Here is a 25,494-nt window from a genome sequence, read left to right on the forward strand (position 1 = left end):
GAGAATTATAACTACTCGCAAAATCGAAATCGCGTTGCTATAGTGTCCGCCACACTACCGCGCAAGGAAAGGAGCGCCAGACATGGGACTGTTCGATATGTTCGGCAAAGGCCTCGACGAGAAGGTGGGCGACGCGCTCAAGGAGATCGAGGCAACGACCCCGGGCGTGAGCGACCTCGGCGCCGAAATACACGACGAGACCGTCACGCTCACAGGAACAGCAACCAGCCGCGAAGCCGCCGATGCCGTGATGACCAGGCTCGACGCAGAGGTCAAGACGGATAACATCGTCAACGCCATAAAGGTCGAGAAACCGGCCCCACCCGAGCCGGAACCGGCACCCGCGCCCGAGGTCCGCACATACACGGTGCAACCGGGTGACACTCTCGGCGCGATCGCTCAGCAACACTATGGCAGGGCAAGCGACTACATGAAGATCTACGAGGCGAACCGGGACATCCTCGATAACCCGGATCTCATCAAACCCGGTCAAGAGCTGAAGATTCCGTAATACGCGGAGTCTTCAGCCGGCGACAACGCGACAGCCGACCTCCTCGATATCGGCCGCAACCACGCGCCCGGTGACGGAAGCCGCCTGCAGCGCTTGTGAAATCACCTCGCGTGATTTCCGGGGGTGCCAGACCAGCACACTGCCGCCGCCGCCGGCACCGCATGCCTTGATCGCCGCAGCGCCCGCCGCGATCCCCGCGTCCACCACGGACTCGAGATCCGGCGGGCATACTTCAGGCGCCAGCCGCTTGCGTGCCTCCCACTCCGCAGCGATCGCCTCACCAACCCCATGCTCGTCTCGGGCTAGCAATTCCTTCCTGCAATACCGCGCAGCATCCGCAATTGCCCCCAGGGCGTCGGTGGTGTTGCGGTCGAGATCGAGTCGTCGGCGAATGACCTGCCAGTTGACCATACCCGAGTGATGCGAAATCCCGGTGTCGAAGATGGTCAGCCGGTCTCCCACCCAGCGAGGCTGGACGGGGAGTGGCTCGACTCGCTCGCCTCCCGGTTCATGGTGGATGGCGAGCACGCCGCCCCGTACGGACGCCCAGTGATCCTGAAGGCCGGTGGGTACTCCGAGAATTCGTGCCTCCAGATCGCGCGCGAGCATGACCAGCCGTTCGTCGGGCATGTCCTCCCCGAGTGCTGCGAGTATGCCGCGTGCGAGCGCAACCGCATAAGCGGAGGAACCACCGAGGCCGGAGCCCAGCGATGCCTGCGAATGAACACGCACGCGAACCCCGCCGGCCGGTCGAATGGCGAGTGCAACCGCGGCTGACAGATCCGTTGCCTCGGCCGACCGGTCAAGACGGTTCCAGTCCGCATCGCCCAACGCGTGCCAGACCTCTCCTTCGGGCGCTTCGAGATCGACATCCATCCGAACCATCACCGGGATCGCTGCGTTGACCGTCACCGATCCCGGGTGCAGCATCCCCAACGGCCAGATATCGAGCGTCCCGCCCGCCAGGTCCGCACGGCAGGGAGATTCGACCCGCATGGTGGCGTTCAACAGCGCGCTCCGACTGGAGGAGGTTCATTCTCGATGAGCGAAAGAACGGCCAACGCGTGCGACAGGAAGCGCTGTAACCGTTCTTCCGAGAGTGGTTTCACGGGTGGTGACGATATCCTCAGCGGATTGATCCACTTGCCGTTCAGGGTCACGCGGTAGTCGAGGTGGGGGCCGGTGGAAAGTCCGGTCGAGCCGACGTATCCGATGACCTGACCCTGGCTCACGCGAGCCCCTCGTCGAATTCCTTTGCCGTATCGGCTGAGATGCAGGTAGTTGGTCTGGTACCCGTTGGTATGCCGGACCGTCACCATGTTTCCGCCGCCACCTTTACGTCCGGCGAAAGTGACGGTCCCGTCGGCTGTGACCAGAACGGGGGTTCCAACTGGTGCGCCATAGTCAACTCCGTAGTGCGGCATGCGTCGCCGCAATACCGGGTGGAACCGACTCATGCTGAAGCGGGACGTAACTCTGCTGAACTTGAGCGGCGATCGCAGGAACTGTTTGCGAAGCGGCCGGCCCTCTAGATCGTAGTAACCAAGACGCCCTTCATCGTCGGGGTATGCGACCGCATTGAGGGTTCGATCACCGTTGACGAAACGCGCCGCGTACAGCGTTCCCCAACCGTAGAAATCGCCTTCGATCATCTGCCGTTCGGCCACCACGACGAATGTATCGCCCTTGCGCAGGTCACGCAGGAAATCAACGTCCCACTGATAGACCTCAGCCATGCGCACCGCCAGCTCCGGTCCACCTCCCGCTTGTTCCACCGCACCGAAGAGAGACGATTCGATGACTCCCTCGAGCCGCACGACGTCACTTTCGATCGGTCGCTCGATACGCGAAACGACGATGCCATCCGGGCCCGCCGCGAAGTGCAACTCGTTTCGCCGGTCGATCATGATTTCGAGTCGCTCGAGCGTACCCGACGGTGAGCAGATACCGCGAAACTCGGTGCCCGGAAACAGCCGCCTGGGATCCATCTCGGACACCACCGCATCGCGCCACTGCGTCCAGTCCTCCCCCGCCAACCGTTGGCACACGCTTTCAATTGTGTCTCCCGAAACAACGACGGTGCGGACCGGTGGATGAAAGGCGGTGAGCCGAGCCACATCAACCGGCTCGATGGTTGCAGCGGTGGAGTTTTCGCCGCCGCAGCTCGCGGCTGACAAGATTACGCCCGCAGACAGCGCGAAGGTGAGCACTGTGATCAGTGCGGAATACCGATGCACGATTGAATTCAAGGACTTTTCCACCGATCAACCTCGTCGGGTACGGCCGCCAGCCTGCCCAGCGATTCGCCGTTCGCAGCTACGATGAGCAGGGAAGGCACATCGATCACCCGGTACCGCTTCAGGAGAGCGCCATGTCGGTCGTGAAGCCATGCGATTTCGCGATCGCTCAGCGCCCTCCTGCCTTCCTCGAGCGTCTCTTGTACGTCCAGCAGCACCAGATTCAGACCCTTTTCCTCACAGGCCGCCTTCAGCGCAGGGTAGCGATCGATGGTCGTTATGGCGTCGGGTGCCCACGAGGCCCAAACCAGGACGGCAACGGGTCCGCGTTTGCTCACCCAATCCGACCACTCGACCGGCGCACCGGAAACTCCGTCGACCAGGCGAGGATTGGCTGCGGACAGGACCACCGACGATGTCAGCAGGACGAGGAACGCCCTCAGGCGTCGCCTTCTCATGCGAGCAGTATATCTCGCCTCTCCCGTAGTCACCCGGATTGATTGCCGTGATGCGGCAAGAACGGGTACACTCTGCCCGGGAGGCCCGATGGACCAGACTTCCTCGCAAATCGCTGCCGACTTTGACACCGACTTCGCAGTCGTGGGCTCGGGCTTCGGCGGCTCAGTTGCAGCTCACCGCCTGACCGAGAAGGGCTACAGCGTGACGGTCTTCGAGAAGGGCAGACGGTGGCGCCCCGAGGAGTTTCCGAACACCAACTGGAATATCCGCAAGTCCTTTTGGTTGCCGAAGATCGGCTGCCGAGGCATATTCGGGCTGAGGCTCCTCCGGGAGGCGCTCGTTCTTCACGGCGTCGGCGTCGGAGGCGGCAGCCTGGTGTATGCGAATACCCTCTTCGACGCTCCGGACACGGTCTGGGATGATCCTCAGTGGAAGGGACTGGAAGACTGGCGCGCAATCATGCCGGAGCATTACGACACGGCGCGAAGGATGCTCGGTGTCACCGAAAACCCAAAGCTCGGGCCGGCCGACAAAGCGCTTCGTCGTGCCGCAGCGCGGCGGGGACGGGCGCACACCTTTCAAAATACACCGGTCGGCGTTTTCTTCGGAGAGCCGGAGGTCACTGTTCCCGATCCGTATTTTGACGGCGCTGGCCCCGACCGCACCGGCTGCACCTTTTGCGGAGGGTGCATGGTCGGTTGTCGCCCGGGAGCCAAGAACACACTGGACAAGAATTATCTGTACCTTGCAGAGAAAAACGGCGCCAGGGTCGTCGCCGATACGAGAGTGGACCTTGTCGAAGCCCTGACGACCGGAGGGTACCGGCTGCGCTGGACCCGTCAAAACGGCCTCTTCTCCACTGAGCGCGGAGCGCTGACCGCCCGCAGGGTAGTTTTCTCCGGCGGAGTGTTGGGAACCGTCCGCCTGCTCATGGAATGCAAGGAGAGAGGGGCTCTTCCGCATATCTCAGACGAGCTCGGCAACATCGTGCGCACCAACTCGGAAGCCCTCCTCGGCATGACCTCACGTAGCCGGAAGGACCTTTCCGAGGGCATCGCCATCGCTGCCAAGGTCGAGATCGACGATCAGACGCATTTCGAATGCGTACGATTCTCCAAGGGTTCCGATGTCATGCTCCTTCTGGGAACACCCCTCACCGACGGCGGCCCGGGCATGCCCCGCCAGCTCAAATGGCTCGGCAATATCTTCCGGCACCCGATTGATTTTCTCCGTATTCTCAAGCCGTGGGGCAAGGCGGAGACCGGCACCGTTCTGATGGCCATGCAGACCGCCGACAATCACACGCGGCTGGTCCGCAAGCGGCAGATCCTGTGGCCATTCAGCCGAACCCTCACCACCCAGCCAGACACCAGCCAACCCGGTATTCCTTCGTACATACCGGTGGCCAACGAGATAGCCCGTGAGGTGGCCAAAGACCTCGATGCGATTCCCCAATCGACCTATAACGAGGTTCTCCTGGATACCTCATCGACCGCCCACATTCTCGGAGGCTGCGGAATAGGTAGCGGCCCGGAGAACGGAGTCATCGACTCCTCGGGACGCGTTTTCGGCCATGCAGGCCTGTACGTCATGGATGGATCCATGATCGGCGCCAATCTCGGTGTCAACCCGTCACTGACCATCACCGCGCTCGCGGAGCACGTGTGTTCGAGGATACCCGCGAAAGGCGTTTGAACGTAAAACGTTCAACGTTCTAAGGTGTTGACGATTCAACGTTCGAACGGTGGTGGTATACCATCCACCCTCATGAAACCTACAGGATCCGTCGCAGCAATCTTCGAACGGCAGTGGCTGCACATCCTGTTTCTGGTCATCGCCCTGCCAGTGCTGTGGCTGATGGCCATGAACTGCGGCTGCTTCCATCGCGGCGAGCTGTGGGGTGTCAGCACCTGGAACTGGTTCTGGATCGCGATCGAGATCCCGATCTTGCATCAGGTCTTCGTCTGGTTCTGCTGGCGCACCGAGCTCCATCGGGGCCTCCTGAGCCGGCTTTTCGGCGAGCATGCGTTCGCGATCTATGCGGCGGTCTTTGCCATATTGCTACTCGGCCGTTTGCTCGTGGTCACGGCCCTCGCCATCGCCTCGCAGGAGACTCTTCCCGTCAACCAGAATCTGCTCAAGGTCGCGGCCGTAGCCGTCGCCACTCCAGTGGTCTACCTCGTGTACTCGGTGATCCGGTACTTCGGCATTCTGCGAGCGTTCGGCAAGGATCATTTCGACCGGAGCTACCGATCGCGGCCGCTTGTCCGCCGGGGAATCTTTCGTCTCACGTCCAACGGGATGTACACCTTTGGAATGTTGATTCTCTATGTTCCGGCTCTATGGTTGGCTTCCCGACCCGCGCTGGTGGCAGCGGTCTTCGCCCATCTCTATATCTGGGTCCACTTCGTCACGACCGAGTTGCCGGACATGCGGCGCATCTACCGCGACCCACCACCTCCGTGACGGCAACGATCGACGTCCGCAGAGCGCGCCGATTGGCCCTGTGCCGCGCCGGGCTGCTCAAGCCGGAGTGGACCGGCATGCCGCGACGTGCTTCCGGGCGCGGCAAGCGGGCGCGGGAGGCGGCCCGTCGGATCATCGCCCGATTTGGCTACCTCCAGCTCGATACCGTATCGGTCGCCGGCGCGCGCAGCCACTCGATCGTGCTCCACTCGAGACTCGAGGCGTTCGAGACCCCTTTCGCGGAGGAGCTGCTCCAACCCGGCGCGCCCATCTTCGAGTACTGGGGGCACGAGGCGAGCTGGATTCCGATCGAGCTCTACCCGACGTTCGGCTTCCGCCGCGACGAGTTCGCACGCACTCCGCCGTGGTGGGGCGACCTGGTCGGCGACAATCCCGAGGTGGCCGAGGATCTCAGGCGCCGTATCCGAGAAGAAGGGCCACTTCGCTCCCTCGAAATGGAGGGGTGCGGCGGCCAGGGTTGGTGGGACCTCAAGTTGGCCAAGAAGGTCGCTTGGGCGATGTGGTCCTCGGGTGAGCTCGCGATTCGCGAACGAGTGAACTTCCAACGCACCTATGATTTCGCCGAAAGGGTGGTTCCGGAACGCTGGCGCCGGCAGAGGGTGAACAAAGAGACGGCGATCGAAATCCTCGTTCTCCGCGCCCTCGCCGGCCACGGCTGGGCAGCGACCGGTACGATCGCCCAGACCTTTCGGCTCCCCCAGAAGGACGTCGTCCCGGCCCTCGAGCGACTTGTCTCCTCGGGCGACGTGGTTCGGTGCGCCGTGCAGGTGGACCACGGACGAGCGAGTCGCGGATGGATTCGGCCCGCCGATCTCGAGCTCGCCTCGAGGTTGGAAACTGTCCGTCCGCGAAAGGACCGCGGAGTTCTGCTCTCACCTTTCGACCCGGTCCTCTGGGACCGCAAACGCGTCCAATTGCTCTTCAGTTTCCACCAGATGCTCGAGATCTTCAAACCGGCCGCCAAGAGGATCTACGGCTACTACTGTCTTCCGGTGCTGGCCGGGGAACGCCTGGTCGCGCGCTACGACCTGAAAGCGAAGCGCAAGGAAGGAACGCTCGAAATCCTGTCCCTGCATTACGAAGGCGACGATCCAGCCAAACCGGCCACGCCAGACGCCGGCGAAGCTGCGCGCACCGCGCTCGACCGGTATGCACAATCTGTCGGTCTGGAGGTCGGGTCCTCGACTCCGCAATGACCCTCCCGCACGCTTTTCGATCGATGAGGCTTCGCCCGGCTGCCGCCAACCTTGTCGATGAACGACTCAGCTCCCGATTGAGCTCGACCAGCGGCCGGCATCGCCCGATTCGAAGGGGTCGGTGAATATCGAGCTCGGGCTGACGAATCTGTAAAGTGTGCCGTCGTCGACGTCGGTCAGGTAGAGTTCCCCCCCGTCGTCTTCACCAAAGGACGAAAGCCCGAAGCCAATTGCCGTCCAATCGTTCGCCAACCACCCGCCAGAGTCCTCGGCGAACCAGATCCTCCCCGAACAGTAGTCGCCGAACACGTACATTCCGTGGAGGCCCGGAATATCTCCGCGGTAGACGAAGCCGCCGGTCACCGAACATTCCGGTGAATGCCCGTAAACCAGGATCGGCGGGGTCAGCGGTTGCCCGTCGCAGGGGTTGAAGTTCGGCGTTTGATCTCCCTCCATGCAACTCCAACCGTAGTTCTCCCCGCCTCCGCTCGCGGCCGGCTGGAGGTCCACCTCCTCCACGTTGTTCTGTCCGACATCTCCGATATAGAGGTCGCCTGTTGAGCGATCGAAGCTCATCCGCCACGGGTTCCGCAGGCCGTACGCCCAGATCTCGTCGAGCGCATTCACGTCGCCGACGAACGGATTGTCCGGCGGAATGCCGTAGAGGCCGCCCGATGTGACATCGATCCGCAGAATCTTTCCAAGCAATGTGTCCAGGCTCTGGGCGCGATCGAAGGGGTCACCGGAGCCCCCGCCGTCCCCGGTTGCGACGTACAGGTAGCCGTCGGGTCCGAATCGGATGTCACCACCGTTGTGGTTGTTGGCGTCCTGAGCGAACGAGAGCAGGACCGTCTCGCTGGCCGCATCGGCGACGTTTGCGTTGGTTCCGGAGACCTCGAAGCGGGATATCCGCGTCACATCGGATCCCGGACCAGGGTCATGGGTGTAGTTGACGTAGAAATACCCGTTGCTAGCGAAGTCCGGATCGAACGCGAGACCGAGGAGCCCCTGCTCATTGGTAGATGAGTCGACCTTGGAGGTGATGTCGAGAAAGGTCCCAATTCCGACGATTTCAATCGTGCCGTCTTGCTCGACCACGAAAAGCCTCCCCGAACCGTCTCCAGCTCCGGTCACCCCGACCGGTCGATTGAAGCCGCTATCCACCAGCTGCAGACCAAGATCGTCGGGTGGATCACCGCCATAGAGGTATCCCGTCCCTCCGGTCACGGCACAGGCGGATGCCGCCAACACGAGGGCGACTCGATACCCGTTCCGAAATCGCTTCGGCATTCTTCACCTCCTACTCAAGAGGTAGAATTGAAATCGGATATCAATTCATTCCGGCGCGGCGGCCCGAATCGCCATCTCCTCCGCTCGCCATCTGCGCAGCCGGAGGGGAGTGCGGGTTAGAATCAATCCACGAGATGAACGCAGCATCGATGACCCGCAAAGACCGCCTCCACGAGATCATCTTCGAGGCCGACACGCCGGCCGGCAAGGCCTTCGACGTCGCGCTGCTATTGCTCATCATCTTGAGCGTGATCTCGGTCATGCTCGAAAGCGTGCCCTCGGTTGCGGCCCGATACGGCCCCCAACTGCGCGCCTTCGAATGGATCGTCACTGTTTTGTTTACAATCGAGTACCTGCTGCGGCTGTACTGCGTCGGCAAACCCTGGCGGTACGCCCGAAGCTTCTTCGGAATCGTCGACCTCCTGGCGATCCTCCCGAGCTACCTCAGCCTCATCATCCCGGGCGCCCAATCACTCCTGGTGATCCGCGCCCTCCGACTTCTTCGCGTCTTCAGGGTGCTCAAGCTCGCGCACTTCGTGGGCGAGGCCAAGGATCTCACCGCCGCCCTGCGCGCAAGCGCACGTAAAATCATCGTGTTCCTCGGCGCTGTCCTGACCATCGTCATCATCGTCGGATCGATGATGTACCTCATCGAAGGCGAGGCCAACGGATTCGTCAGCATCCCGACCTCGATTTACTGGGCCATCGTCACCATGACTACCGTCGGCTACGGTGACATTGCCCCGCAAACCCCTCTCGGCAAGATCCTCGCGTCGATCATCATGATCATGGGATACGGCATCATCGCGGTGCCGACGGGCATCGTGTCGGTAGAACTCGCAGGCGCGGTCAGGGGCAAGGTGTCCACCCAAGCCTGCCCCGACTGCGGGGCGGGCCAACACGACAGCGACGCGGTGCACTGCAAGTTCTGCGGCGCGAGGCTCTGACGCCCCTGCGATGAGAAAGGGCGGCCCCTTCCGCGCGTTGTCTGAAACAAACTTTCTCGTGAATGCCGTGATCGGAGGCCTTCTCACCTTGCACGTGATTATAAGGAGAGGGTTGCCACAGTGAAAGGAGTCGCATCATGAGATACATGCTGTGCCGCAACCGCGTGCGGGACTATCGCACATGGCGAGAGGTATTCGACTCGCACGCCGCCGTCCAGCGAGAAGCCGGAATGAGAGTCGTCCACATCTGGCGGGCGGTCGACGAGCCGAACAATGTCTTCTTTCTCTTCGAAATAGACGACATCGAGGCGGTGCATGCGTTCATGAGTGAGCCCGCAGCCGCTCAGGGCCGTACGGACGCCGGTGTCGTTGATGGCGAATACCATTTCCTCGAGTCTGGAGGAGAGGTTCCGTGAAGATCGACGCCCGGTCCGTCACGCCGTTCAACTTCGAGGGCCTCGAGATCCGCGATTACACGGGCGACCGGAGCTGCGCCTCGTCGGTGGCCGAGATCACGGTCCCTGCCGGCACCCGGCACCGACGTGCGTGGTCGAAGAGATCGGACAAGTTCTATTTCGGGCTGCAGGGAACGCTTGCGTTCCGAGTCGAAGACCAGACCGTCCGCCTCGCCGCCGGCGATCTCTGTGTCGTCCGCAAGGGAGAGAAGTTCAGCTACCAGAATGAAAACGACGAGCCAGCCCGGATACTCCTCGTCCACACGCCGAGCTTCGACCTCGAGCAAGAGGTATTCGAGGAGGAACCAGGCTCGAGATCCGAGTGAACGAGCCAATTGCTGCCGATCAACGGAGGGTCAATTGAGGATCGAATATCAACCGATTGGATTCGTTCGCAGCCCGCACCAAACCGCCTGCGGAACCCCGATTCAGCCGTCGCGTGCTCAAGGCATCGAGGGCTCGGTCGAGATTGCGGAACAGTATGTCGACGGGCTGGCCGACCTCGACGGCTTCTCGCACATCATTCTGATCTGTCATCTCCACAAGGCCTCTTCATTCAAGCTCAAGGTCGTACCGTACCTGGACACCGAACTGCGCGGCCTCTTCGCCACCCGCGCTCCGTCACGACCCAACCCGATCGGGCTCTCCATCGTACGACTGCTGGGAATCGAAGGCTCCACCCTGCGGATCGAGGGCGTCGATCTCCTCGACGGCACGCCCGTGCTCGACGTCAAGCCCTTCGTCAGAGAATTCGACGGCGAAACCGAGATCCGTTGCGGATGGCTGGACGAAGTCAAAAACCGAAGGGCGGTCGCGGACGAGAGATTTGAAAAATAGACTGCCCTCGACGCGAAACGCGGTAGGATCGCTCCCATGAAGAACGACGCGATACAGGACCACTACCCCGACGACCTCGCCCACTGTTACGGTTGCGGTCGGCTCAACCAACGCGGCCACCGGATCAAGAGTTACTGGGAAGGAGACGAGACGGTCGCCCACTTCACACCCGAGCCGTACCACATTGCGATACCGGGCTATGTCTACGGCGGTCTCATCGCCTCGCTGATCGACTGCCACGGCACCGGCACGGCTGCTGCTGCCGCCTATCGCGAGGCCGGCCGGCCCTGGGATTCGGAGCCGCCATTCCGATTCGTCACGGCCTCGTTGCAGGTCGACTACCTGCGCCCCACCCCGCTCGGTGTCCCTCTCGAGATTCGCGGAACGGTCGAAGAAATTTCGGGTCGGAAGGTGATCGTCGCGGCCACCGTGTCGGCTGAGGGCGAGGTCTGTGCCCGAGGCAGGGTCATCGCGGTGCAGATGCCGGAAGATCTGATGGCGAAGCGTAGTTGATGAAGATCACGGTCTGCGAACTGCCCAACGAGCCCTCAAAATTCTCTGACGCATGGGCCAGCCTGGTGCAACACGTCGATGACAACCAGAGCGATCTGGTATTGCTGCCAGAGATGCCCTTCTATCGCTGGCTCGCCCAATCGCGAGAGGTGGACCCGGTCGAGTGGCGGCGCGCAGTCGAAGCACACGAGGAGTGGATCGGGCGCCTGGGCGAGCTGCGGCCGGCAGCGGTCATCAGCAGCCGTCCAGTCGTCTCGGACGGTGCCAGACGGAACGCAGGCTTCTACTGGGAGCCGGGCGCCGGCGCCGTCGATGTGCACGAAAAGCGCTACCTTCCGGATGAGCCCGGGTTCTGGGAGGCGTCCTGGTACGAGAGGGGTCCGGCTACATTCTCACTGGCCACGATCGCGGACGCGTCCGTCGGCTTCCTCATCTGCACCGAACTCTGGTTCTCCCACCACGCACGTGAGTACGGTGAGCAAGGCGCTCACATCATCGTCTGTCCCAGGGCAACACCGACGGCCAAGCTGTCGAAGTGGTTGGCCGGCGGTCAGACTGCGGCGGTGGTTTCGGGTGCCTTCTGTATCTCGTCAAACCTTGCCGGTCGGACGTCCGAGGGCGGAGATTTCGCCGGTGTAGGGTGGATCGCGGAACCGGATCAGGGGATCATCCTCGGCATGACATCAACCGACAACCCGTTCCTGACGCTCGACGTCGATCTGGCCGATGCAGTACGGGCGAAATCAACCTACCCGCGCTACGTCGAGGAGTGACTCGACCGGTCCAGATGCTCCCCAGGAACACTGTTTTCGTGGCATTTCACGATCCAGCACCTATATTGGTTTCAGCGGAGGTGTCTCCTCTGTTGGGGGTGGCGATGCACGATGAGCTCAAGTTTCTGGGTCTGACTCCCCTCTTCGGCATCTGCGGCGCCGCGGCGACCGCCCTCGCGTGGCAGATATTCGCGTTCACAATGCTTGACGCTGTGCCGGCACAACTCGCCGTGCTCTCGTGCATGATCGCCGGCCTCGGCGGCCCGGCTGCGGTCTGGTTCCTGGTGTGGATCGGAACCCGACGGCGGAATGATCGTTCCTATTCTGCCGTCCGGCAATCCGCGTCGGTCGGACTCGGCCTAGTTTTCGCGACCGAGGTTGGCTTCTACATCCCTCTTGGTTTTTTCGCGATCGCGTTCCATTAGCTGAAATCCCTCGGCAGACGGTGATCACGACGGCAGTCTGCCGTACAATCCCTCGCATGTCCGACGAAAAACCGGGATTCAAGAAAGAAACCATCGAGGGAACGATCGAGAAGATCCTCTTCAGCAACGATGAGAACGGCTGGTGTGCCGTTCGTCTCCAGTCCGAGGATGCGGTCTCGGTGACGGCCACAGGGCCGCTCCTGGGCGTGCGACATGGTGACAACCTCCGGCTCAGCGGCCGCTGGGTCAATCACGCCAAATACGGAGATCAGTTCGAAGTCGAATCTTACGTACACGTCGCACCATCGACGCTCGAGGGCCTTCGCCAGTTTCTCGGCTCCGGCAAAATCCGTGGCCTCGGCCCGGCACGCTCCGCTCGGGTCGTCGAGGCTTTCGGGCTCGACACCCTGGAGGTCCTCGACAACCAACCGGAACGCCTCCTGGAGGTCAACGGCATCGGACCCTCGACTCTGGAACAGGTATGTGATTCCTGGGACCAACACCGCGGGATTCAACAGATCATGATCTTCCTCACGGGCCATGGTGTGTCGCCTGGAATTGCGGTAAAGGCCTTCAAGCGCTACGGTCCGGGCGCTATCGAGGTCGTTCGCTCAAATCCGTACCGCTTGGCGGAAGAAGTTTTTGGAGTCGGGTTTCTCACTGCCGATCGAATCGCTCGACAGCTCGGAATACCATCCGATGCGAGAGAGCGTCTCGAGGCCGGTATCCTCCACACTCTGGTCGAGGCGGTCGGCCAGGGCCATTGCTTCCTACCCGAAGACGTCCTGCTGAAGACTGCGGCGACGCTTCTCGAAACCAACGTCGAAGCGCTGCCGCCGGCACTGGCCGGCCTGATAGCTCGGGAACAAGCATCGGTGCGCCCCCGGGGCGACGATCCATCAGCCATTTACCTCCCGCGGTTGGAGAAGTCCGAGGCAGCGGTGGCTCTCAATCTCGCCGAGACACTCGAGACGCTCGCCGCCACTGAACCCATCATCCTCAACACCGCAATCGCCTGGTACCAAGGCCGCCTCAATATCCGTCTCGGCTACCAGCAGCGTGAGGCGCTGACAGCTGCGTTGACTCGGAAGCTGGTCGTGATCACCGGCGGGCCGGGCACGGGAAAGACGACCCTCATCCGCGGGGTTGTTGAAATTCTCGCCCGCAAGGAGCAAAAGGTGGTCCTGGCCGCGCCAACCGGGCGGGCCGCAAAGCGGCTCTCCGAAGCGACCGGAATCCCGGCCAGCACGATCCACAGGTTGCTCGAATTCAATCCCATCACCGGAACATTCACCCGCACCCGGCAGCGGCCGATCGAGGCTGACTGTCTGGTGATCGACGAGGCTTCGATGCTCGACGTCGAGCTGGCGGCGATGCTGCTCGAGGCAATTCCACCGGCAACGCGGGTGGTTTTCGTGGGCGACGCCGATCAGTTGCCGTCGGTCGGCCCTGGCAACGTCCTCGCGGATCTGATCGACTCGAATTGCGTCCCGGTCATTCGTCTCGATGAGATTTACCGGCAGGCCGAACGCAGCCTGATCGTCGAGAACGCACACCGAATCAATGCAGGCCAGATGCCGATTCTCGACGACGATCCTGCATCGAGTGATTTCTTCTTCGTCGCCCGCGATGAGCCGACAGCCGCGTCGGAGTTGGCCATGGAGTTCGTGACGCAACGCATCCCCGATCGTTTCGACCTCGATCCGATCGACGACATCCAGGTTCTCTCCCCGATGCATCGCGGGGAGCTCGGTGTGACCTATCTCAACGAAAGGCTGCAGCAGGAGCTCACTCCCCCTGGACCGGAGCTGGTTGTGGGCTGGCGCCGTTTCCGGGTCGGCGACAAGGTCATGCAGACCCGCAACAATTATGAGCTCGACGTGTTCAACGGCGATCTCGGCCGGGTCACGGGAATCGAACTCGAAAACAGGGAACTGATCGTCGATTTTGATGGCCGCATGGTGATCATTCCTACCGACGCCCTTGAAGATATCGTTCCCGCGTACGCCTGCACGATTCACAAGTCCCAGGGCAGCGAGTATCCCGCGGTCGTCATCGTGTTGCACCACCAGCACCACGTCATGCTGCAACGCAATCTCCTCTATACCGCCATCAGTCGTGGTCGGCGACTGGTGGTCATCGTCGGCTCGAAACGTGCCCTTTCGCGAGCCGTTTACAACGCCTCGGTGCGTGCCAGAAACACCATGCTCGCCGAACGGCTCCGACAGGTCGTCGCGTCATCGACGTCGTGATCCGCGAGTGACGGGATGGTTTCGGAGACATGCCCTGTCGGGCGTGGATTCGCGATACGATAAAATGTTTCGCGCAGCAGGGACTGAGGGGCTATCCGAACCCTTGCACGAGTGCATCATGAGGGAGTCGATGTACAGGGCAATCCGCCTCGCCGCGGCAATCGCGTTGATGGTGGCGCCGGCTTGCGGTCGTCCGCAGCCGGCAGACCAGGTTTTGCCCGCGCAGGATACTGACGTTCCCCGCATTCTGATTATGCCGTTCGCGAACCTGGGCGGACCTGACGATACATATCTCGCCGCCGGTTTGAGCAACGAGATCGCGGACCGATTGGCCTCGGTCAGCGGCCTCGGTTTTGTTTCACGACACAGGACTGGATCCGACGGGGATGCCCTCCGAGCAACCGATGAGATCGGCCGGAATCTCGGTGTGGACTTTCTCCTGGAGGGTTCGGTCCTTCACGACCGAAACGCGAATCTGGACCGGGAGCTCATCGTTGAGTCACGTCTGCTCCAAGTTGCCGACGACAGTGTAGTGTGGAATGAGCGAATCGTCAGGCCGATAGCGGATATCTTCGAAGTTCAGTCGGCTATCGCCCATGCCGTGGTCGAAAAGCTGGACGTGCCATTGAGCTCGGATGAGGTGCAGGCGCTCGACGTGCGACCGACCGAAAACCTCGAAGCCTACGACGTGTACCTTCGCGGCCGCCAGTACAGCGCGAGCTTCGAGGAGGGGGAGCTCGCTCTGGCTGAACAGTTCCTCAATCAGGCAATCGCTCTCGACCCGGATTTCGCCCTCGCCCACGCCATGCTGAGCGAGAATCACAGCCTCATCTTCCACTGGCGCTATGACAAGTCCCCCCAGCGTCTCGCGGCGGCCAATGCGGCGGCGCGCCGGGCTCGCGAGATCGACCCGGATCTGCCAGAGGGACATCGCGCGCTCGGTTTCTACTATTACTGGGGTCAAAACAACTACGAGCTGGCCCTGAGCGAGTTCATCGAAGCCGCCCGGAAGCGTCCGAACGATTCCACCATTTCGGCGAGCATCGGCCTCGTCCTCCGCCGCCAGGGCAGGTGGCAGGAGGCCCTGGACGCAATGCAGAGATCATTGGACATGCGGCCGGAGGATCCGGGCTATATCGCCGCCGTCGCATCCACTCTCGCGCGAATGCGCCGCTACGAGGAGGCGGCCGGATACTTCCGAAAGGTCATCGACCTCTCGCCCGACGAAATACATCCATACGTCTATCTGGCGCGGATCGTTCGGGCCGGCGGCGGCCCCCTTGATGAAGCCGGGTCCATCCTCGATTCGATGCCGGACAAGGACCCCGCGCTCCGTGGCTACTACCGGTTCGAACAGGCGATGTACGAGCGGGACTGGCCCCGCGCGCTGAGCGAACTGGCTCGGGTGAACAATGAAATCCATGAGCCGATCGATGAATTGATCTCCACCCGCGCGCTCGCTGAGTGCGAATGCCGCGTATTCGGTTCGCCTGCCGGCTCGACTCCCTCCATCTGCAATAACGCGCGCGAATATCTCGAACATCATTGTGACCTTTCTCCTGGAGATCCCGGGTACCACGCGGCCCTGGGATGGGCATACGCCTTGAACGGTGAAAAGGAGAACGCCATCCAGTCGGGCATACGAGCCGTTGAGCTGTCACCCATCACCACAGATGCCATGGCGGGCCACAGCTTTCTCATCGAGCTGGCGAAGATCTACGCCTGGGTGGACGAGCCCTATTCCGCGGTCAAGACGCTCCACACCGCGCTCACGACACCCGGATGGATCTCTGAAGCAACCCTTCGGCACGATCCGGTGTGGGATCCAATTCGAGACGATCCGCGCTTCGAGGAGCTGCTACGGATGCACAGCGGAGGGGAATAGGTCGCCTCCCGAGTCAGACAAGTCACACGGCCAGGCCGGCGAGGTGTTCGACGCGCTTCCTGGCGAACCGGCTGTCGAGAAGGGCAAGCGCGCCCTCCAACGACTCGCCCTGAAGAAGACCTCGAGCCGCGAGGACGCACAGGCACCATCGTCGGTCCGACTCGCGACCAAGGCTCGATACCAGCTCGAGGGCATCATCGATGCGGTCCGCGATCCCCTCGTCGAACACAGCGCAAATTGCCCGACGGCGCATCCAGCCGTCCGGAAAGCTCTCCACCAGACTTTGGAGCTCGTCGAACCCGGTGCCAGACGATTCACGGATATGTCGCCGGAAGGCCAAAAGGCGCGGGAGAACGGATGCGCCTTCAACCGCTGCCCCGATTCCGCCATGCCGCCCGAAATCTCCCGTGCCCGGCGTTTCGCCAGCCAGCACATCCTGGTACGGTTGCGACTCTGGAGGCGCCGCCGATTCTTTTCGGTTCGAATCCCAACGGCTCCAATCCACCATCAAAGGGGCGGGTTTCTGCGGCGGTCCAGGCAACTCGCGCAGAGGTTCGACTTCCGACACGGTTGCCCGACCGTTCGGCGTCTCATCCGTTACCTCCGCTTTGTCCTCCGGTTTCGCTGCTAAAGAGGCTTCGCCCCTCGGAGCCATCTCAGGCGAGGCAGTTTCGCGATCTCTCCCATTTGTCTCCGGCACTTCGGGGGCTATATTTTCCGCCGCCTGAGGGGAATCGATCAGCTCGAAACTCTCGCGTGCCGCTTCACCATCTGTCTCGTCCTCGAGGACACTCGTGGCCAGATCGGCGCCCGCGACAACCACCTCCTCCAGCCGCTCCGGGTCACGGATGGCGGCGACCATCTCTTGCAGCTTCGAACCGTCCGCTGCACGTGCTTCAGCCAATCCCCGGAGGAGCGCCGACGGCGCCATTCCACCCTTTCGGCGCGCCAGGGCATCGAGGATCTCCTCGGCACCGTCGAACGCGAGGTGGCGGGCCAACAGCCGACGGTCGGTCGGGCTGATCTCGCGCACCGTTCTCCAGGCACGTGCCACTATCCTTGCCTGCGCAAGCGGTGATCGGGCCTGTTGTAGCTCGCGCAACAGTTCGGTCAGCTTGCGCTGTGTGCTCACCCGACCCTCCCACAGAGCCTCTCCATCATTCGTTTAGGCGTCCTTCTGACTCGACGAGTCCAGCTTGTCGACAACCGCTCCGGGCAGGCGCGAGATGTTCTGCAATAACGTGTCCAGATCGACCCCCGAGAGCTGTTTCATCACCGGACCGAGCTGTGTCAGCACCTGAATCACGTCGTCGGTCAGGCGAGCAGCGCCGGTTCCGTCTCCGGGGTTCCCGCCGTTCGAGATGATGGTGGTCTCTCCTGCACGGGCAAGCGGTTCCGACACCGCAGCCGCGATCTCCGGCAGCACCTTCAGCGCCTCGATCGACAGGCCGGCCTCGTTGTAGAGCTTGAGGGCCTCCGCCAGCTTGCGGCGCGCCTCGGCCTCGGCCTCTCCCCTGGCCTGTATTGCCTCGGCCTCCGCGATGCCGATCTGTCGACGTTGGACCGACTCGGCTTCCGCCTTGGCGATGCCCTCCGCCTGAAGAGCTTTTGCGGCCTGCTCGCGCCGCATGCGCTCCGCCGCTGCCTCCTGCTCAACGGAGTACTTCTTGGCGTCGGCCAGGCGCTCGGCCTCGTACTTCTTGGCATCGGCCTGCTCGCGGATCTGCGCGTTGAGCTCGAGCTTCTGCCGCTCCACCTCCTGGTCTGCGATGCGGATGTCCTGCACCTTGAGCTCCATTTCACCCGCCTTGACCGCCTGCGCGTCCGCAACGTCGACCTCCTTCTTGATCGCCGCCACCTTCAGGCTCAGGGCCTTGTCGGCATCGGCGATTTCGGTATCGACGCCGATCCTTTTCTGCTCCTTTTGCTGCCGCGCCTGTTCCTCTTCGATCTTGGCGTCTCGATCAGCGTTGGCAGTTGCGATGCGCGCGTTCTTGAGCGCCTCCTGAATCTTCGGCTGCCCGAGGGCGTTGAGGTAACCCTCGTCATCCTGGATCGCCTGGAAAACGAAGGAACGGAACTCGAAGCCCATGCCGTCGAGATCGGTGTGCGCTTCGTCGCGCACCTTCTCCTGAAAGATCTTCTGTTCGCGGTAGAGCTCCTCCACCGTCAGAGTTCCGACAATGCCACGCAGGTGGCCGGCGACCGTCTCCTTGATCGTTGCCTGTACATCGTCGACCGGAAGCCCGAGGAATCCCTCCGCGGCCCTGCGGATGTGATCGACATCGCCTCGAACCTTCACCTGTGCAACCGCCTTGACGTTGATCGGGATACCCTGAATCGTATAAACGTGCGGCAGATCGATCTCGAGCGTCATCATGCGCAGGGACAGGATCTCGTACTGCTCCCAGGCCGGCCACACGAAGGTGCCCCCGCCGCGTATGATCCGGAAGCCCTCGGTCTCGCCGGATTCCGATTTCACCTTGCGACCGAGCAGCTTGCGCCGACCGAAGACGATCAAGGCTTCGTCGGGGCCGGCTTTCTTGTACCGCATACGAAATACCAGGTACAGCAGTACCAACAGCACCGGAACAACTACCAACAGACTGATCAACCAGGGACTCACCATGATTCACCTCCGCGCGGAAAAGCTCTGCTCGACATCGGAAACAGCTCCTCAATATTGATACGCACGACCGTAGCATTGCTTCCGGGGTTGGAGATTGGATATTGGATATTGGATGTTCGATGTTGGATATTCGATCTTGGATGCTAGATTCTGGATGCTGGACGCTCGATGCCGGATGCTGGATGCTGGATACTCGATCCACGTCGCCAATGCCTCTGACGTGGGCGGATGGAAGGAGCGCGCATGTATCGGAACACGCAGTTCGGCACCGTGATCGTCGGTATGGTTGCCGCGGCGATCGGGTTCTGCCTTTGGATAGCAACGGAGAATTCTTGGCCTCCAGTGACAGTTGCCGTGCTTGCTGTTTTGATTGCGATTCTCGTGCTCTTCTGGAGCCTCACGGTGGAGGTGACGCTTGACACCCTCCGCTGCTCTTTCGGCATCGGGCTCATCTCGAAAACGATTCCGATGCACCAGGTAAAAAACGCACAGCACGTCAGAAACCACTTGTTTAACGGATGGGGCATCCGCAGGGTTTCCGGCGGCTGGATGTTCAACGTATCCGGTCTCGACGCCGTCGAGCTCACGCTGGATTCCGGCAAGAAATTCCGAATCGGAACCAACGACCCGGAGGGACTTCTGTCGGCAATCGAGACGACGATTGGCAGCACTGCTTGAACTGCAGCCCTGGGTGAAAATATTTCGAATTTCGAATTTCGGATTTCCGCCACGGATTTTCGATGCGGTCCAGGATGCGGTTGCCGGGCCCTCAACGATCGACGTTGACCGAGACACCGGTGATCGAGCAGCGAAGACCGTGGGCTACGGGTTCGAACGGAATCGCGGCCAGCCGGTTCATCACGACATCGACATCGACCGTTACTGAAGCCAACATGTCGGACTTGCGCACCTCGTCTCCGACGACGAGGTGACGCACCAGGGTCACCGCGTCGTCAAGCGCGAGGGTTCCGCCATGGATCGGTTCCCGGGGCACCTCCCCGGTCGACTCCGCCGCCTCGGACAGTGCCCGCGCGAGCCGGGTCAGATCACCGAGCGGCATGGCGAAGGCCGGGATGACGAAGCGACGCCGGCCTTCCCATTCACCCCTTCGACGTCCCCTGTGACCGACCCGTTCTCTGACCGCCACGTCGGCCTCGATCAGCCACGCCGGGCGCCAGGTCTTCGCCGACCTGCCGGCCGACGGCATGAGGGCCGAGCTCTCGACCATTTCTAGGCCGTCTTTTTCGAGGACAGCAGCGTCGCCGCAATGCTCGCAAAAGAAGATGGTGTCGAGCCCCTCTCCGCGGAGGGCCGAACCGCAGGACGGGCAGTCGAGGGAGACGAGACCAAGGGTCATTGGTACTTCTCCACCACACCCTGCACGGTTTCCGTCAGCGATCTGTACCTGCGCTGACTTGCCAGGCCGGTGCCCTCCTCCACCACGCCACCGTGCCGGAACTGCCTGTAACCCCAGTAAACAAGTCCTGATAGGATGAGACCGACGATTCCCAGGCCGACCAGACCATTTTCCGATCGCAGGAAAGACCCGGCGTGCTGGAGAATCGTGCTGCCGATGAAGCAGGCGCCACCACATGCACCGACCAGGCTGAAGGCGCGGTAGTAATGGTTGCCAGGCGCCTTGCCGTAGGCGATGTCGCCGTCCTCGGCATCCACCAGCACCTGATAGGTGCGTCCGCGAAAGCCGTAGCGCACGACCCACATCGGGTAGTAGACGACGGTCACGTGCTTTCGGATCGCCTCGATCCAGGAGAAGGAAATGCGATCGAGGCGGTGGGCCATCTGGACCTCGGAAAGCGACCTGCGGTAAAGTTCGGCGGCCGTCTCCTCGATCGAACGGCTTGGCCGGAAGACCATGCCTCGTCCGCGCAGGAGCCCTTCGTCGAGCGGTTCGATCGCGTCGCCCGAAAGGTTCACCTCCTCGACACCGAACTCGGCCATGTCGGCCGCCGGCATCGTCACGTCGATCGATCGCTCGACCTGCCGTTCGACCGGTTCCCGGACCGTCTCCCAACGGTTGCCACGCTTCTTCTTCCGGATCCGCATGCCGAGGACCCAGCCGATCGCATCGAGGCGGGCGCGTACGAACGGAAACCAGGCCAGGAACGCCTCCTGGTACCGCGCCTCCTTCTTCAGCGCCGGATCTTTGCGCAGACCTCTTCGGAACCACTTTCGCAGCACCTCGCTGGCGTCCTTCCGTTCGAGCTTGTTGAGGACCATCATCCTGACGATGCCTCGATTGCCAACCACCGCCTGCGGCGTCTTGCAGAATCGACAGACCACGTTGGTGTAACCCTCGTGAACGTCGACTGACCCGCCACAGGACGAACACTTGAGACCCGTGAGAACGCGTTTCTTCCTCTGACGCTGCACGTTGATTTCGACCCGCTCTCCGGCCTCGACCGGCGGCGGCGGAGGCGGGGGTGGTTTCGGGCTCATCGGGTTTTCGCCCGCCAAATTTTGAATTTTGAATTTTGAATTTTGAATTCCGCCCACCCGCTCGAAAAAATTTCGAATTTGGAATTTCGAATTTCGGATTTCCCATCCACCCTCCCAGAGGACGGGAGGGATGGGTGGGAATTCCTCATTCCTAATTCCTCATTCCTCATTCGTTATTACACTTTCCGGCTCGTCAGCCAGGCAATCCCGAGGATCGGAATCGCCGATACGAAAAAGGCTGTCGCCTTGTACAGGAGATTCTGGATGAACAGCCCCTCGAGACCGAACACGATCATCGCCAGAACCGCAACACCGATGAACGGCGCCTCGGCTTTGGCCGGGTAATCGGCCGGGAAGACTTTTCCGGAAACTCCGTCGACCGCAGCCTTGTAGGTCTTTCCCTGCCAGTTGTAGGGAGTGTCGTACATCGGTATGTGATAGAGCACCGTCTGGCGGACTGCCACCTCTCCGTGGCGTGCTTTGAGCCACTCGCGAGCAGTCTCTAGCGGCACCTCGGGCTCGACTAACGGGACGCCGTCGAGAGCGTCCGAGTCCATCGCACGCGCATCTCCGGCGGGTAGCTCGATCCCCTGCAAGCCCTGGAGCGACGATGGCGCCGCGGGTTCCAGCACCACCCGTTCACCGCCCTTGCCGGCGACCGTGAATGCCCAGAAAGGAAAGTAGTGAAGCTCCGGCTCGCTCAGTTTCGCCTTCTGGTCGAGGTCGGCAACCGTCGAAGAACCTCCGAGAAACCTCTTGAGATGGGCTGGCACCTGGACAGGTGGCACTGTCAGCTCCATCACCTCATGGATGAGGGTTGCGCTCCCGTCAACCACCAGGGCGGTGTCACAGTACGGGCACTCGAGCAGGCGCTCGCCGGCGCGCGGCTCGATCGACGCCCCGCATTGGGTACACGCTACCGCCACGGCCGTCTATTCCTGTTTCGTCCCGCAGTTAGGGCAGAACTTGGCGCCGTCCGGCACTGGCTGACCGCAGCCGGAGCACCCGCTCCCCGCCTGAGCGTGGCCGCAGTTGGGACAGAATTTGGCCGACGGCGGGACCGCCGTACCGCACTCGGTGCAGAACGAACCTCCGGCAGCCTTGGAGGCCGCAGCTCCGGCGGCGGCTGTTCCGGCTGCCGGAGCGCCACCGCCCTGCTGGCCCTGTTGCATCGCCTGGTTGATCATCCCGGGCATCATTGCGCCGAATCCGGCACCGAGACCGAGCCCCATACCCGCGCTCGCTGCGCCACCTTCACCCCCGGCGCCACTGCCCTGAGCAGCCTCCTCGATCGCTTGCGCGGCCTTGAACTGCATGTAGGTGTTCATATTGCCCACCGCGCCCATTGCTGACCGCTCGTCGATCTTCTCCTGGACCTCGTCGGGCGGAGTGACCGAATTGATATAGAAGTCGGTGAGATCCATGCCGTACTTGCCGAAATCCTCCGATATCCTCGCCTTGGCAGCTGTGCCGAGCTCGTCGTAGTACTTCGGCAGATCGAAGATCGTGTCCAGGGTCTCGCCGAGCAGATCGTTGAGCCGCGACACGATGATGTCGCGGTAGAAATCCTGCAGCTCGTGGGTCTCGTAGAGGCCCTGCGAACCGACGACCGTGTTGACGAAGAGCTGGCTGTCCTCGATGCGGTAGGCATATGTCCCGAATGCGCGAAGCCGGACCATCCCCAGCTCGGCATCGCGGAAGACCACCGGTTCCCGAGTTCCCCATTTCTGGTCGATGAAGGTCCGCTTGTTGACAAAGACCACCGCCACCCGGAACGGCGACTCCCCGCCGAATGGCGCGCCGATGATTCCGCCGAGTAACGGGATATTCTGGGTGCTGAGGGTGTGCCGTCCCGGTCCGAAGACATCCAGCGCCTTGCCGTCGCGATAGAGCACGGCCTCTTGTGCTTCGTGAACCACCAGCTGCGCACCGAGCTTGATTTCGGCGCTCCCCTCGGGCGGGAACCGATAGACGATCTCCTCACCACTCGGATCGTGATGTTCGATGATTTCCAGCAGCGCCATTACGCACCTCCAGTTCGGGTCACGTCTTCAAAGACGGTCGCTCTTTGGTCGAACTTGTCATCCGCTCCCTGCACCGCGTCGAGCAGGCGCGCGAGCATCTCGTCGTCGGCGGTGTCCGGAAGCTGCTCCACCTGGGTCGCGAGGTACTCGACCGTGTCGGCCAGCGTGAGGTCGAACTCATAGATGCGATCGAGCTCGGCCTGGCCGATTTTGACCGCGTCGAAGAAGCCGGTCGACCCGTAATCGGCGTGGCGGATCCTGTTCGCCAGCCGATCGAGCGCCTTTTCCACACTCGATGCCCGATCGAGGTTGTCGAGCCGGCCCTCCCGGCTCCACTCCCGAATTTTGCCATTGATCGCGAATCTCGCGCGATCGACCTGCTCGGCAAGCCAATCCCGCTGGAGCTTGTCGACCTCTCGCCGCAGCTCGCGCTCGAGGTAGCCGCGAAAGCCGGGGATCTTCGCACCCAGCTTTTCAATGAAGTTCCGGCGTTCGCGCGCCCTTTCCAACTCATCGTTCATTTCAGACCTCCCTGTTACCTCAGGCGGACACCGCGGCACCGAACTGTGCCATTCGGACACGCCGTGCACCGTTGAACGTTACGAAATTCAGGCATGTAAATTGCGTATGAATAAATCGCCATGTCGTTATCGGCCTTGTATCCCTGCTCGTTCCATTACGAGGGAGCCCGGAAGGCTTCAAGGGCCGGCGGCATGCCCACCTTGCACGGGCGGAGTTTCTGCCCCCAACCTTTAACGGCCCACCGTTAATACCCGCCATTATACCTACCATTTCGTAGCTGTCTCCGGGGTCCAGGGAACCCCGGGGCAGCTCCTCACCGAACAGTCTCGACGTGGAAGTACCCGCCGTATTCACAATAGTCAGTACGTTGATTCCCGCTCGTGATTCCCACGGGCGATGCCGGATACTAGATACTGGATACTGGATGCTGGATGCTGGATTCGCCCACCCACCCCTGGATGGTCTGCCTCGGTACTGACCAGTATCCAGCATCTAGCATCCAGCATCTAGCATCTGCCGAGAGAACCGACCTCCCCTGAAACAGCGATCGGGTAACATGGAACTGCCATGTCGAAGAGACCACGCAAGAAAAACAAGAAGAGCACTCGACGGACTCAAGAGCCAGCCAAGAAGAACACGAAGTACTCGGCATCCGAGATCACGTTGGCGGTGCTGGGTGCGGCGCTCCTGGTGATGGTGGCGGGGATCATCATCACGTCGCTGTTGGACTGAATGGCCCAAATCGCGCGATGCTGGATCCTGGATGCTGGATCCGCCCGCCCACCCGCGGGCCCAGAGATCACACAGATGGACTTTTTCGGCTGGTTTCGGCTGGTTATCTGTGTTGATCTGTGTGCACCTGTGGGCCCCCGGTGTGAACAGATGGATCGAGAATTGAGCATTACAATGGGCGCACCCAAGCGCGCCCCTGATCGCTGAGTTGCCTCGATCTATCGCTTCTTGCCGCGAGGGGCGTCGGCGCCACCGCCGACCACCGAACCGTCCACCATCAAATCCTCGCTGATATCCGGCGCCCACACATAGGGCGTGATGCACCACTGCCAGCCGTCCGGACCAGAGTCAGGCGACGTCAGCCAGCGGCCGACACCGGCCTGCAGGCTGACGGGGAGCTTGCCCATCATGACCAGCTTGGAGGCGGCCACGTTGAACGGCACCGACCACTCCTCGATCTCCCAGTTGTAGGTGGTCTCGGACTGGAACGAGACGGTCCAGGCGCTGTGGAAGGTGTAGGCCACGAAGGGGGCTGCACGAAGGTCGAGTTGATGTCCTCCCGATCGTCGCTGCCGGCGAACGACCACACGTGGTTGGCGAGGGCGCCCATGGTCCACCGCCCGCGCATGGTCAGCGCGATGGCGGAGGGCCCTGCCCCCCACTTCTCGGCGCCGAGCAGCTGGTCCGTGGCCGTCCGGAGATAGAGGATCGGGCCGACGCCCCAGATCACTCCGTTCGTCGGTTTCTTCGGGGAGGCGAGCAGGCTGACCGTGATGTCGCCGAGCCCGAACTGCGACCCCGCCCCCGGAACGATCTCGTCCTGCCAGATCACCGGCATGATGGTGCGGGTGATCAGGTTCCAG

General features: G+C 62.0%; 27 protein-coding genes. 15 read left to right on the forward strand and 12 right to left on the reverse strand.

The window, feature by feature from the left end; genetic code table 11:
* Window positions 1–82: 82 nt before the first annotated feature.
* Window positions 83–511 carry a LysM peptidoglycan-binding domain-containing protein gene (locus tag LJE93_14085; GenBank protein ID MCG6950036.1) on the forward strand — a complete coding sequence of 143 codons (429 nt, stop codon included), beginning with the start codon at window positions 83–85 and terminating at the stop codon, window positions 509–511.
* 12 nt (window positions 512–523) lie between these two features.
* On the opposite strand, the gene LJE93_14090 is transcribed toward LJE93_14085, so the two are convergent.
* Genes LJE93_14090 through LJE93_14100 form a run of 3 tightly spaced genes read right to left on the reverse strand, consistent with a single transcriptional unit; the run spans window position 524 to window position 3,206 of the window.
* Entirely contained in the window at window positions 524–1,519 is a 996-nt protein-coding gene (locus tag LJE93_14090) for a hypothetical protein (protein MCG6950037.1), read from the reverse strand.
* Window positions 1,516–2,748, reverse strand: coding sequence for a peptidoglycan DD-metalloendopeptidase family protein (locus tag LJE93_14095; protein MCG6950038.1), 1,233 nt, complete (start codon window positions 2,746–2,748; stop codon window positions 1,516–1,518). The genes LJE93_14090 and LJE93_14095 overlap by 4 nt, the downstream gene beginning before the upstream one ends.
* 8 nt (window positions 2,749–2,756) lie before the next feature.
* Window positions 2,757–3,206, reverse strand: a complete 450-nt coding sequence (locus tag LJE93_14100) for a thioredoxin family protein (GenBank protein ID MCG6950039.1) — start codon at window positions 3,204–3,206, stop codon at window positions 2,757–2,759.
* Window positions 3,207–3,294: 88 nt separating this feature from the next.
* Between LJE93_14100 and LJE93_14105 the strand changes: the two genes are divergently transcribed.
* From LJE93_14105 to LJE93_14115, 3 genes are all read left to right on the forward strand, one after another.
* Window positions 3,295–4,902, forward strand: a complete 1,608-nt coding sequence (locus LJE93_14105; protein MCG6950040.1) for a GMC family oxidoreductase N-terminal domain-containing protein — start codon at window positions 3,295–3,297, stop codon at window positions 4,900–4,902.
* Window positions 4,903–4,974: 72 nt separating this feature from the next.
* Window positions 4,975–5,673, forward strand: a complete 699-nt coding sequence (locus LJE93_14110) for a phosphatidylethanolamine N-methyltransferase family protein (GenBank protein MCG6950041.1) — start codon at window positions 4,975–4,977, stop codon at window positions 5,671–5,673.
* Complete coding sequence (locus LJE93_14115) at window positions 5,670–6,890, forward strand: winged helix DNA-binding domain-containing protein (GenBank protein MCG6950042.1); 1,221 nt, start codon at window positions 5,670–5,672, stop codon at window positions 6,888–6,890. Before LJE93_14110 ends, LJE93_14115 begins: the two co-directional genes overlap by 4 nt.
* A gap of 66 nt (window positions 6,891–6,956) precedes the next feature.
* Here LJE93_14115 and LJE93_14120 read toward each other — a convergent pair whose 3' ends face one another.
* Window positions 6,957–8,180: a PQQ-dependent sugar dehydrogenase gene (locus LJE93_14120; GenBank protein ID MCG6950043.1), complete on the reverse strand. Its 1,224-nt coding sequence runs from the start codon at window positions 8,178–8,180 to the stop codon at window positions 6,957–6,959.
* Window positions 8,181–8,314: 134 nt separating this feature from the next.
* Between LJE93_14120 and LJE93_14125 the strand changes: the two genes are divergently transcribed.
* The 9 genes from LJE93_14125 (at window position 8,315) to LJE93_14165 (ending at window position 16,267) form a co-directional block, all read left to right on the forward strand.
* Window positions 8,315–9,127 carry an ion transporter gene (locus LJE93_14125; GenBank protein MCG6950044.1) on the forward strand — a complete coding sequence of 271 codons (813 nt, stop codon included), beginning with the start codon at window positions 8,315–8,317 and terminating at the stop codon, window positions 9,125–9,127.
* Between the two features lie 137 nt (window positions 9,128–9,264).
* Complete coding sequence (locus LJE93_14130; GenBank protein ID MCG6950045.1) at window positions 9,265–9,543, forward strand: hypothetical protein; 279 nt, start codon at window positions 9,265–9,267, stop codon at window positions 9,541–9,543.
* Entirely contained in the window at window positions 9,540–9,908 is a 369-nt protein-coding gene (locus LJE93_14135) for a cupin domain-containing protein (GenBank protein ID MCG6950046.1), read from the forward strand. Before LJE93_14130 ends, LJE93_14135 begins: the two co-directional genes overlap by 4 nt.
* Before the next feature lie 34 nt (window positions 9,909–9,942).
* On the forward strand, window positions 9,943–10,419 hold the full coding sequence (tsaA, locus tag LJE93_14140; protein ID MCG6950047.1) for a tRNA (N6-threonylcarbamoyladenosine(37)-N6)-methyltransferase TrmO: 477 nt from the start codon (window positions 9,943–9,945) through the stop codon (window positions 10,417–10,419).
* A gap of 36 nt (window positions 10,420–10,455) precedes the next feature.
* Window positions 10,456–10,932, forward strand: coding sequence for a PaaI family thioesterase (locus tag LJE93_14145; protein ID MCG6950048.1), 477 nt, complete (start codon window positions 10,456–10,458; stop codon window positions 10,930–10,932).
* Window positions 10,932–11,705: a carbon-nitrogen hydrolase family protein gene (locus LJE93_14150; protein ID MCG6950049.1), complete on the forward strand. Its 774-nt coding sequence runs from the start codon at window positions 10,932–10,934 to the stop codon at window positions 11,703–11,705. Before LJE93_14145 ends, LJE93_14150 begins: the two co-directional genes overlap by 1 nt.
* A gap of 104 nt (window positions 11,706–11,809) precedes the next feature.
* Entirely contained in the window at window positions 11,810–12,130 is a 321-nt protein-coding gene (locus LJE93_14155) for a hypothetical protein (protein ID MCG6950050.1), read from the forward strand.
* A 56-nt stretch (window positions 12,131–12,186) separates the two neighbouring features.
* Complete coding sequence (locus tag LJE93_14160) at window positions 12,187–14,382, forward strand: ATP-dependent RecD-like DNA helicase (protein MCG6950051.1); 2,196 nt, start codon at window positions 12,187–12,189, stop codon at window positions 14,380–14,382.
* A 130-nt stretch (window positions 14,383–14,512) separates the two neighbouring features.
* Window positions 14,513–16,267 carry a tetratricopeptide repeat protein gene (locus LJE93_14165; GenBank protein MCG6950052.1) on the forward strand — a complete coding sequence of 585 codons (1,755 nt, stop codon included), beginning with the start codon at window positions 14,513–14,515 and terminating at the stop codon, window positions 16,265–16,267.
* 22 nt (window positions 16,268–16,289) lie between these two features.
* On the opposite strand, the gene LJE93_14170 is transcribed toward LJE93_14165, so the two are convergent.
* Both LJE93_14170 and LJE93_14175 read right to left on the reverse strand, forming a co-directional pair.
* Window positions 16,290–17,399 carry a hypothetical protein gene (locus LJE93_14170; GenBank protein MCG6950053.1) on the reverse strand — a complete coding sequence of 370 codons (1,110 nt, stop codon included), beginning with the start codon at window positions 17,397–17,399 and terminating at the stop codon, window positions 16,290–16,292.
* A gap of 33 nt (window positions 17,400–17,432) precedes the next feature.
* Window positions 17,433–18,896 carry a hypothetical protein gene (locus LJE93_14175; protein ID MCG6950054.1) on the reverse strand — a complete coding sequence of 488 codons (1,464 nt, stop codon included), beginning with the start codon at window positions 18,894–18,896 and terminating at the stop codon, window positions 17,433–17,435.
* 243 nt (window positions 18,897–19,139) lie between these two features.
* Here LJE93_14175 and LJE93_14180 point away from each other — a divergent pair, with 243 nt between their 5' ends.
* A complete protein-coding gene (locus LJE93_14180; GenBank protein MCG6950055.1) occupies window positions 19,140–19,574 on the forward strand; it encodes a hypothetical protein in 435 nt (144 codons plus the stop codon).
* Between the two features lie 91 nt (window positions 19,575–19,665).
* Here LJE93_14180 and LJE93_14185 read toward each other — a convergent pair whose 3' ends face one another.
* From LJE93_14185 to LJE93_14205, 5 genes are all read right to left on the reverse strand, one after another.
* Window positions 19,666–20,253 (reverse strand): hypothetical protein, encoded by a 588-nt coding sequence (locus tag LJE93_14185; GenBank protein ID MCG6950056.1) that lies wholly within the window; start codon window positions 20,251–20,253, stop codon window positions 19,666–19,668.
* On the reverse strand, window positions 20,250–21,353 hold the full coding sequence (locus tag LJE93_14190; protein ID MCG6950057.1) for a hypothetical protein: 1,104 nt from the start codon (window positions 21,351–21,353) through the stop codon (window positions 20,250–20,252). The genes LJE93_14185 and LJE93_14190 overlap by 4 nt, the downstream gene beginning before the upstream one ends.
* A 176-nt stretch (window positions 21,354–21,529) precedes the next feature.
* The gene (locus tag LJE93_14195) at window positions 21,530–22,279 is read right to left on the reverse strand and encodes a hypothetical protein (GenBank protein ID MCG6950058.1); all 750 of its coding nucleotides are present in this window, start codon (window positions 22,277–22,279) and stop codon (window positions 21,530–21,532) included.
* A gap of 6 nt (window positions 22,280–22,285) precedes the next feature.
* Complete coding sequence (locus LJE93_14200) at window positions 22,286–23,377, reverse strand: SPFH domain-containing protein (protein ID MCG6950059.1); 1,092 nt, start codon at window positions 23,375–23,377, stop codon at window positions 22,286–22,288.
* Complete coding sequence (locus LJE93_14205) at window positions 23,377–23,898, reverse strand: hypothetical protein (protein MCG6950060.1); 522 nt, start codon at window positions 23,896–23,898, stop codon at window positions 23,377–23,379. Before LJE93_14205 ends, LJE93_14200 begins: the two co-directional genes overlap by 1 nt.
* A 568-nt stretch (window positions 23,899–24,466) precedes the next feature.
* Between LJE93_14205 and LJE93_14210 the strand changes: the two genes are divergently transcribed.
* Complete coding sequence (locus LJE93_14210) at window positions 24,467–24,631, forward strand: hypothetical protein (GenBank protein ID MCG6950061.1); 165 nt, start codon at window positions 24,467–24,469, stop codon at window positions 24,629–24,631.
* 218 nt (window positions 24,632–24,849) lie between these two features.
* Here LJE93_14210 and LJE93_14215 read toward each other — a convergent pair whose 3' ends face one another.
* A complete protein-coding gene (locus tag LJE93_14215) occupies window positions 24,850–25,248 on the reverse strand; it encodes a hypothetical protein (GenBank protein ID MCG6950062.1) in 399 nt (132 codons plus the stop codon).
* Window positions 25,249–25,494 lie beyond the last annotated feature (246 nt).

The organism is Acidobacteriota bacterium (genome assembly GCA_022340665.1).
Taxonomy (GTDB): Bacteria; Acidobacteriota; Thermoanaerobaculia; order Thermoanaerobaculales; family Sulfomarinibacteraceae; genus Sulfomarinibacter.

Bases quoted from the DNA above. Each gene is read 5' to 3' on its own strand.
- LJE93_14110 (MCG6950041.1), top strand. From the start codon at position 4,975: ATGAAACCTACAGGATCCGTCGCAGCAATCTTCGAACGGCAGTGGCTG.
- LJE93_14085 (MCG6950036.1), top strand. From the start codon at position 83: ATGGGACTGTTCGATATGTTCGGCAAAGGCCTCGACGAGAAGGTGGGC.
- LJE93_14185 (MCG6950056.1), bottom strand. From the start codon at position 20,253: ATGACCCTTGGTCTCGTCTCCCTCGACTGCCCGTCCTGCGGTTCGGCC.
- LJE93_14205 (MCG6950060.1), bottom strand. From the start codon at position 23,898: ATGAACGATGAGTTGGAAAGGGCGCGCGAACGCCGGAACTTCATTGAA.
- LJE93_14150 (MCG6950049.1), top strand. From the start codon at position 10,932: ATGAAGATCACGGTCTGCGAACTGCCCAACGAGCCCTCAAAATTCTCT.
- LJE93_14160 (MCG6950051.1), top strand. From the start codon at position 12,187: ATGTCCGACGAAAAACCGGGATTCAAGAAAGAAACCATCGAGGGAACG.
- LJE93_14200 (MCG6950059.1), bottom strand. From the start codon at position 23,377: ATGGCGCTGCTGGAAATCATCGAACATCACGATCCGAGTGGTGAGGAG.
- LJE93_14165 (MCG6950052.1), top strand. From the start codon at position 14,513: ATGTACAGGGCAATCCGCCTCGCCGCGGCAATCGCGTTGATGGTGGCG.
- LJE93_14190 (MCG6950057.1), bottom strand. From the start codon at position 21,353: ATGAGCCCGAAACCACCCCCGCCTCCGCCGCCGCCGGTCGAGGCCGGA.
- LJE93_14130 (MCG6950045.1), top strand. From the start codon at position 9,265: ATGAGATACATGCTGTGCCGCAACCGCGTGCGGGACTATCGCACATGG.
- LJE93_14155 (MCG6950050.1), top strand. From the start codon at position 11,810: ATGCACGATGAGCTCAAGTTTCTGGGTCTGACTCCCCTCTTCGGCATC.
- LJE93_14100 (MCG6950039.1), bottom strand. From the start codon at position 3,206: ATGAGAAGGCGACGCCTGAGGGCGTTCCTCGTCCTGCTGACATCGTCG.
- LJE93_14105 (MCG6950040.1), top strand. From the start codon at position 3,295: ATGGACCAGACTTCCTCGCAAATCGCTGCCGACTTTGACACCGACTTC.
- LJE93_14125 (MCG6950044.1), top strand. From the start codon at position 8,315: ATGAACGCAGCATCGATGACCCGCAAAGACCGCCTCCACGAGATCATC.
- LJE93_14120 (MCG6950043.1), bottom strand. From the start codon at position 8,180: ATGCCGAAGCGATTTCGGAACGGGTATCGAGTCGCCCTCGTGTTGGCG.
- LJE93_14145 (MCG6950048.1), top strand. From the start codon at position 10,456: ATGAAGAACGACGCGATACAGGACCACTACCCCGACGACCTCGCCCAC.
- LJE93_14210 (MCG6950061.1), top strand. From the start codon at position 24,467: ATGTCGAAGAGACCACGCAAGAAAAACAAGAAGAGCACTCGACGGACT.
- LJE93_14175 (MCG6950054.1), bottom strand. From the start codon at position 18,896: ATGGTGAGTCCCTGGTTGATCAGTCTGTTGGTAGTTGTTCCGGTGCTG.
- LJE93_14180 (MCG6950055.1), top strand. From the start codon at position 19,140: ATGTATCGGAACACGCAGTTCGGCACCGTGATCGTCGGTATGGTTGCC.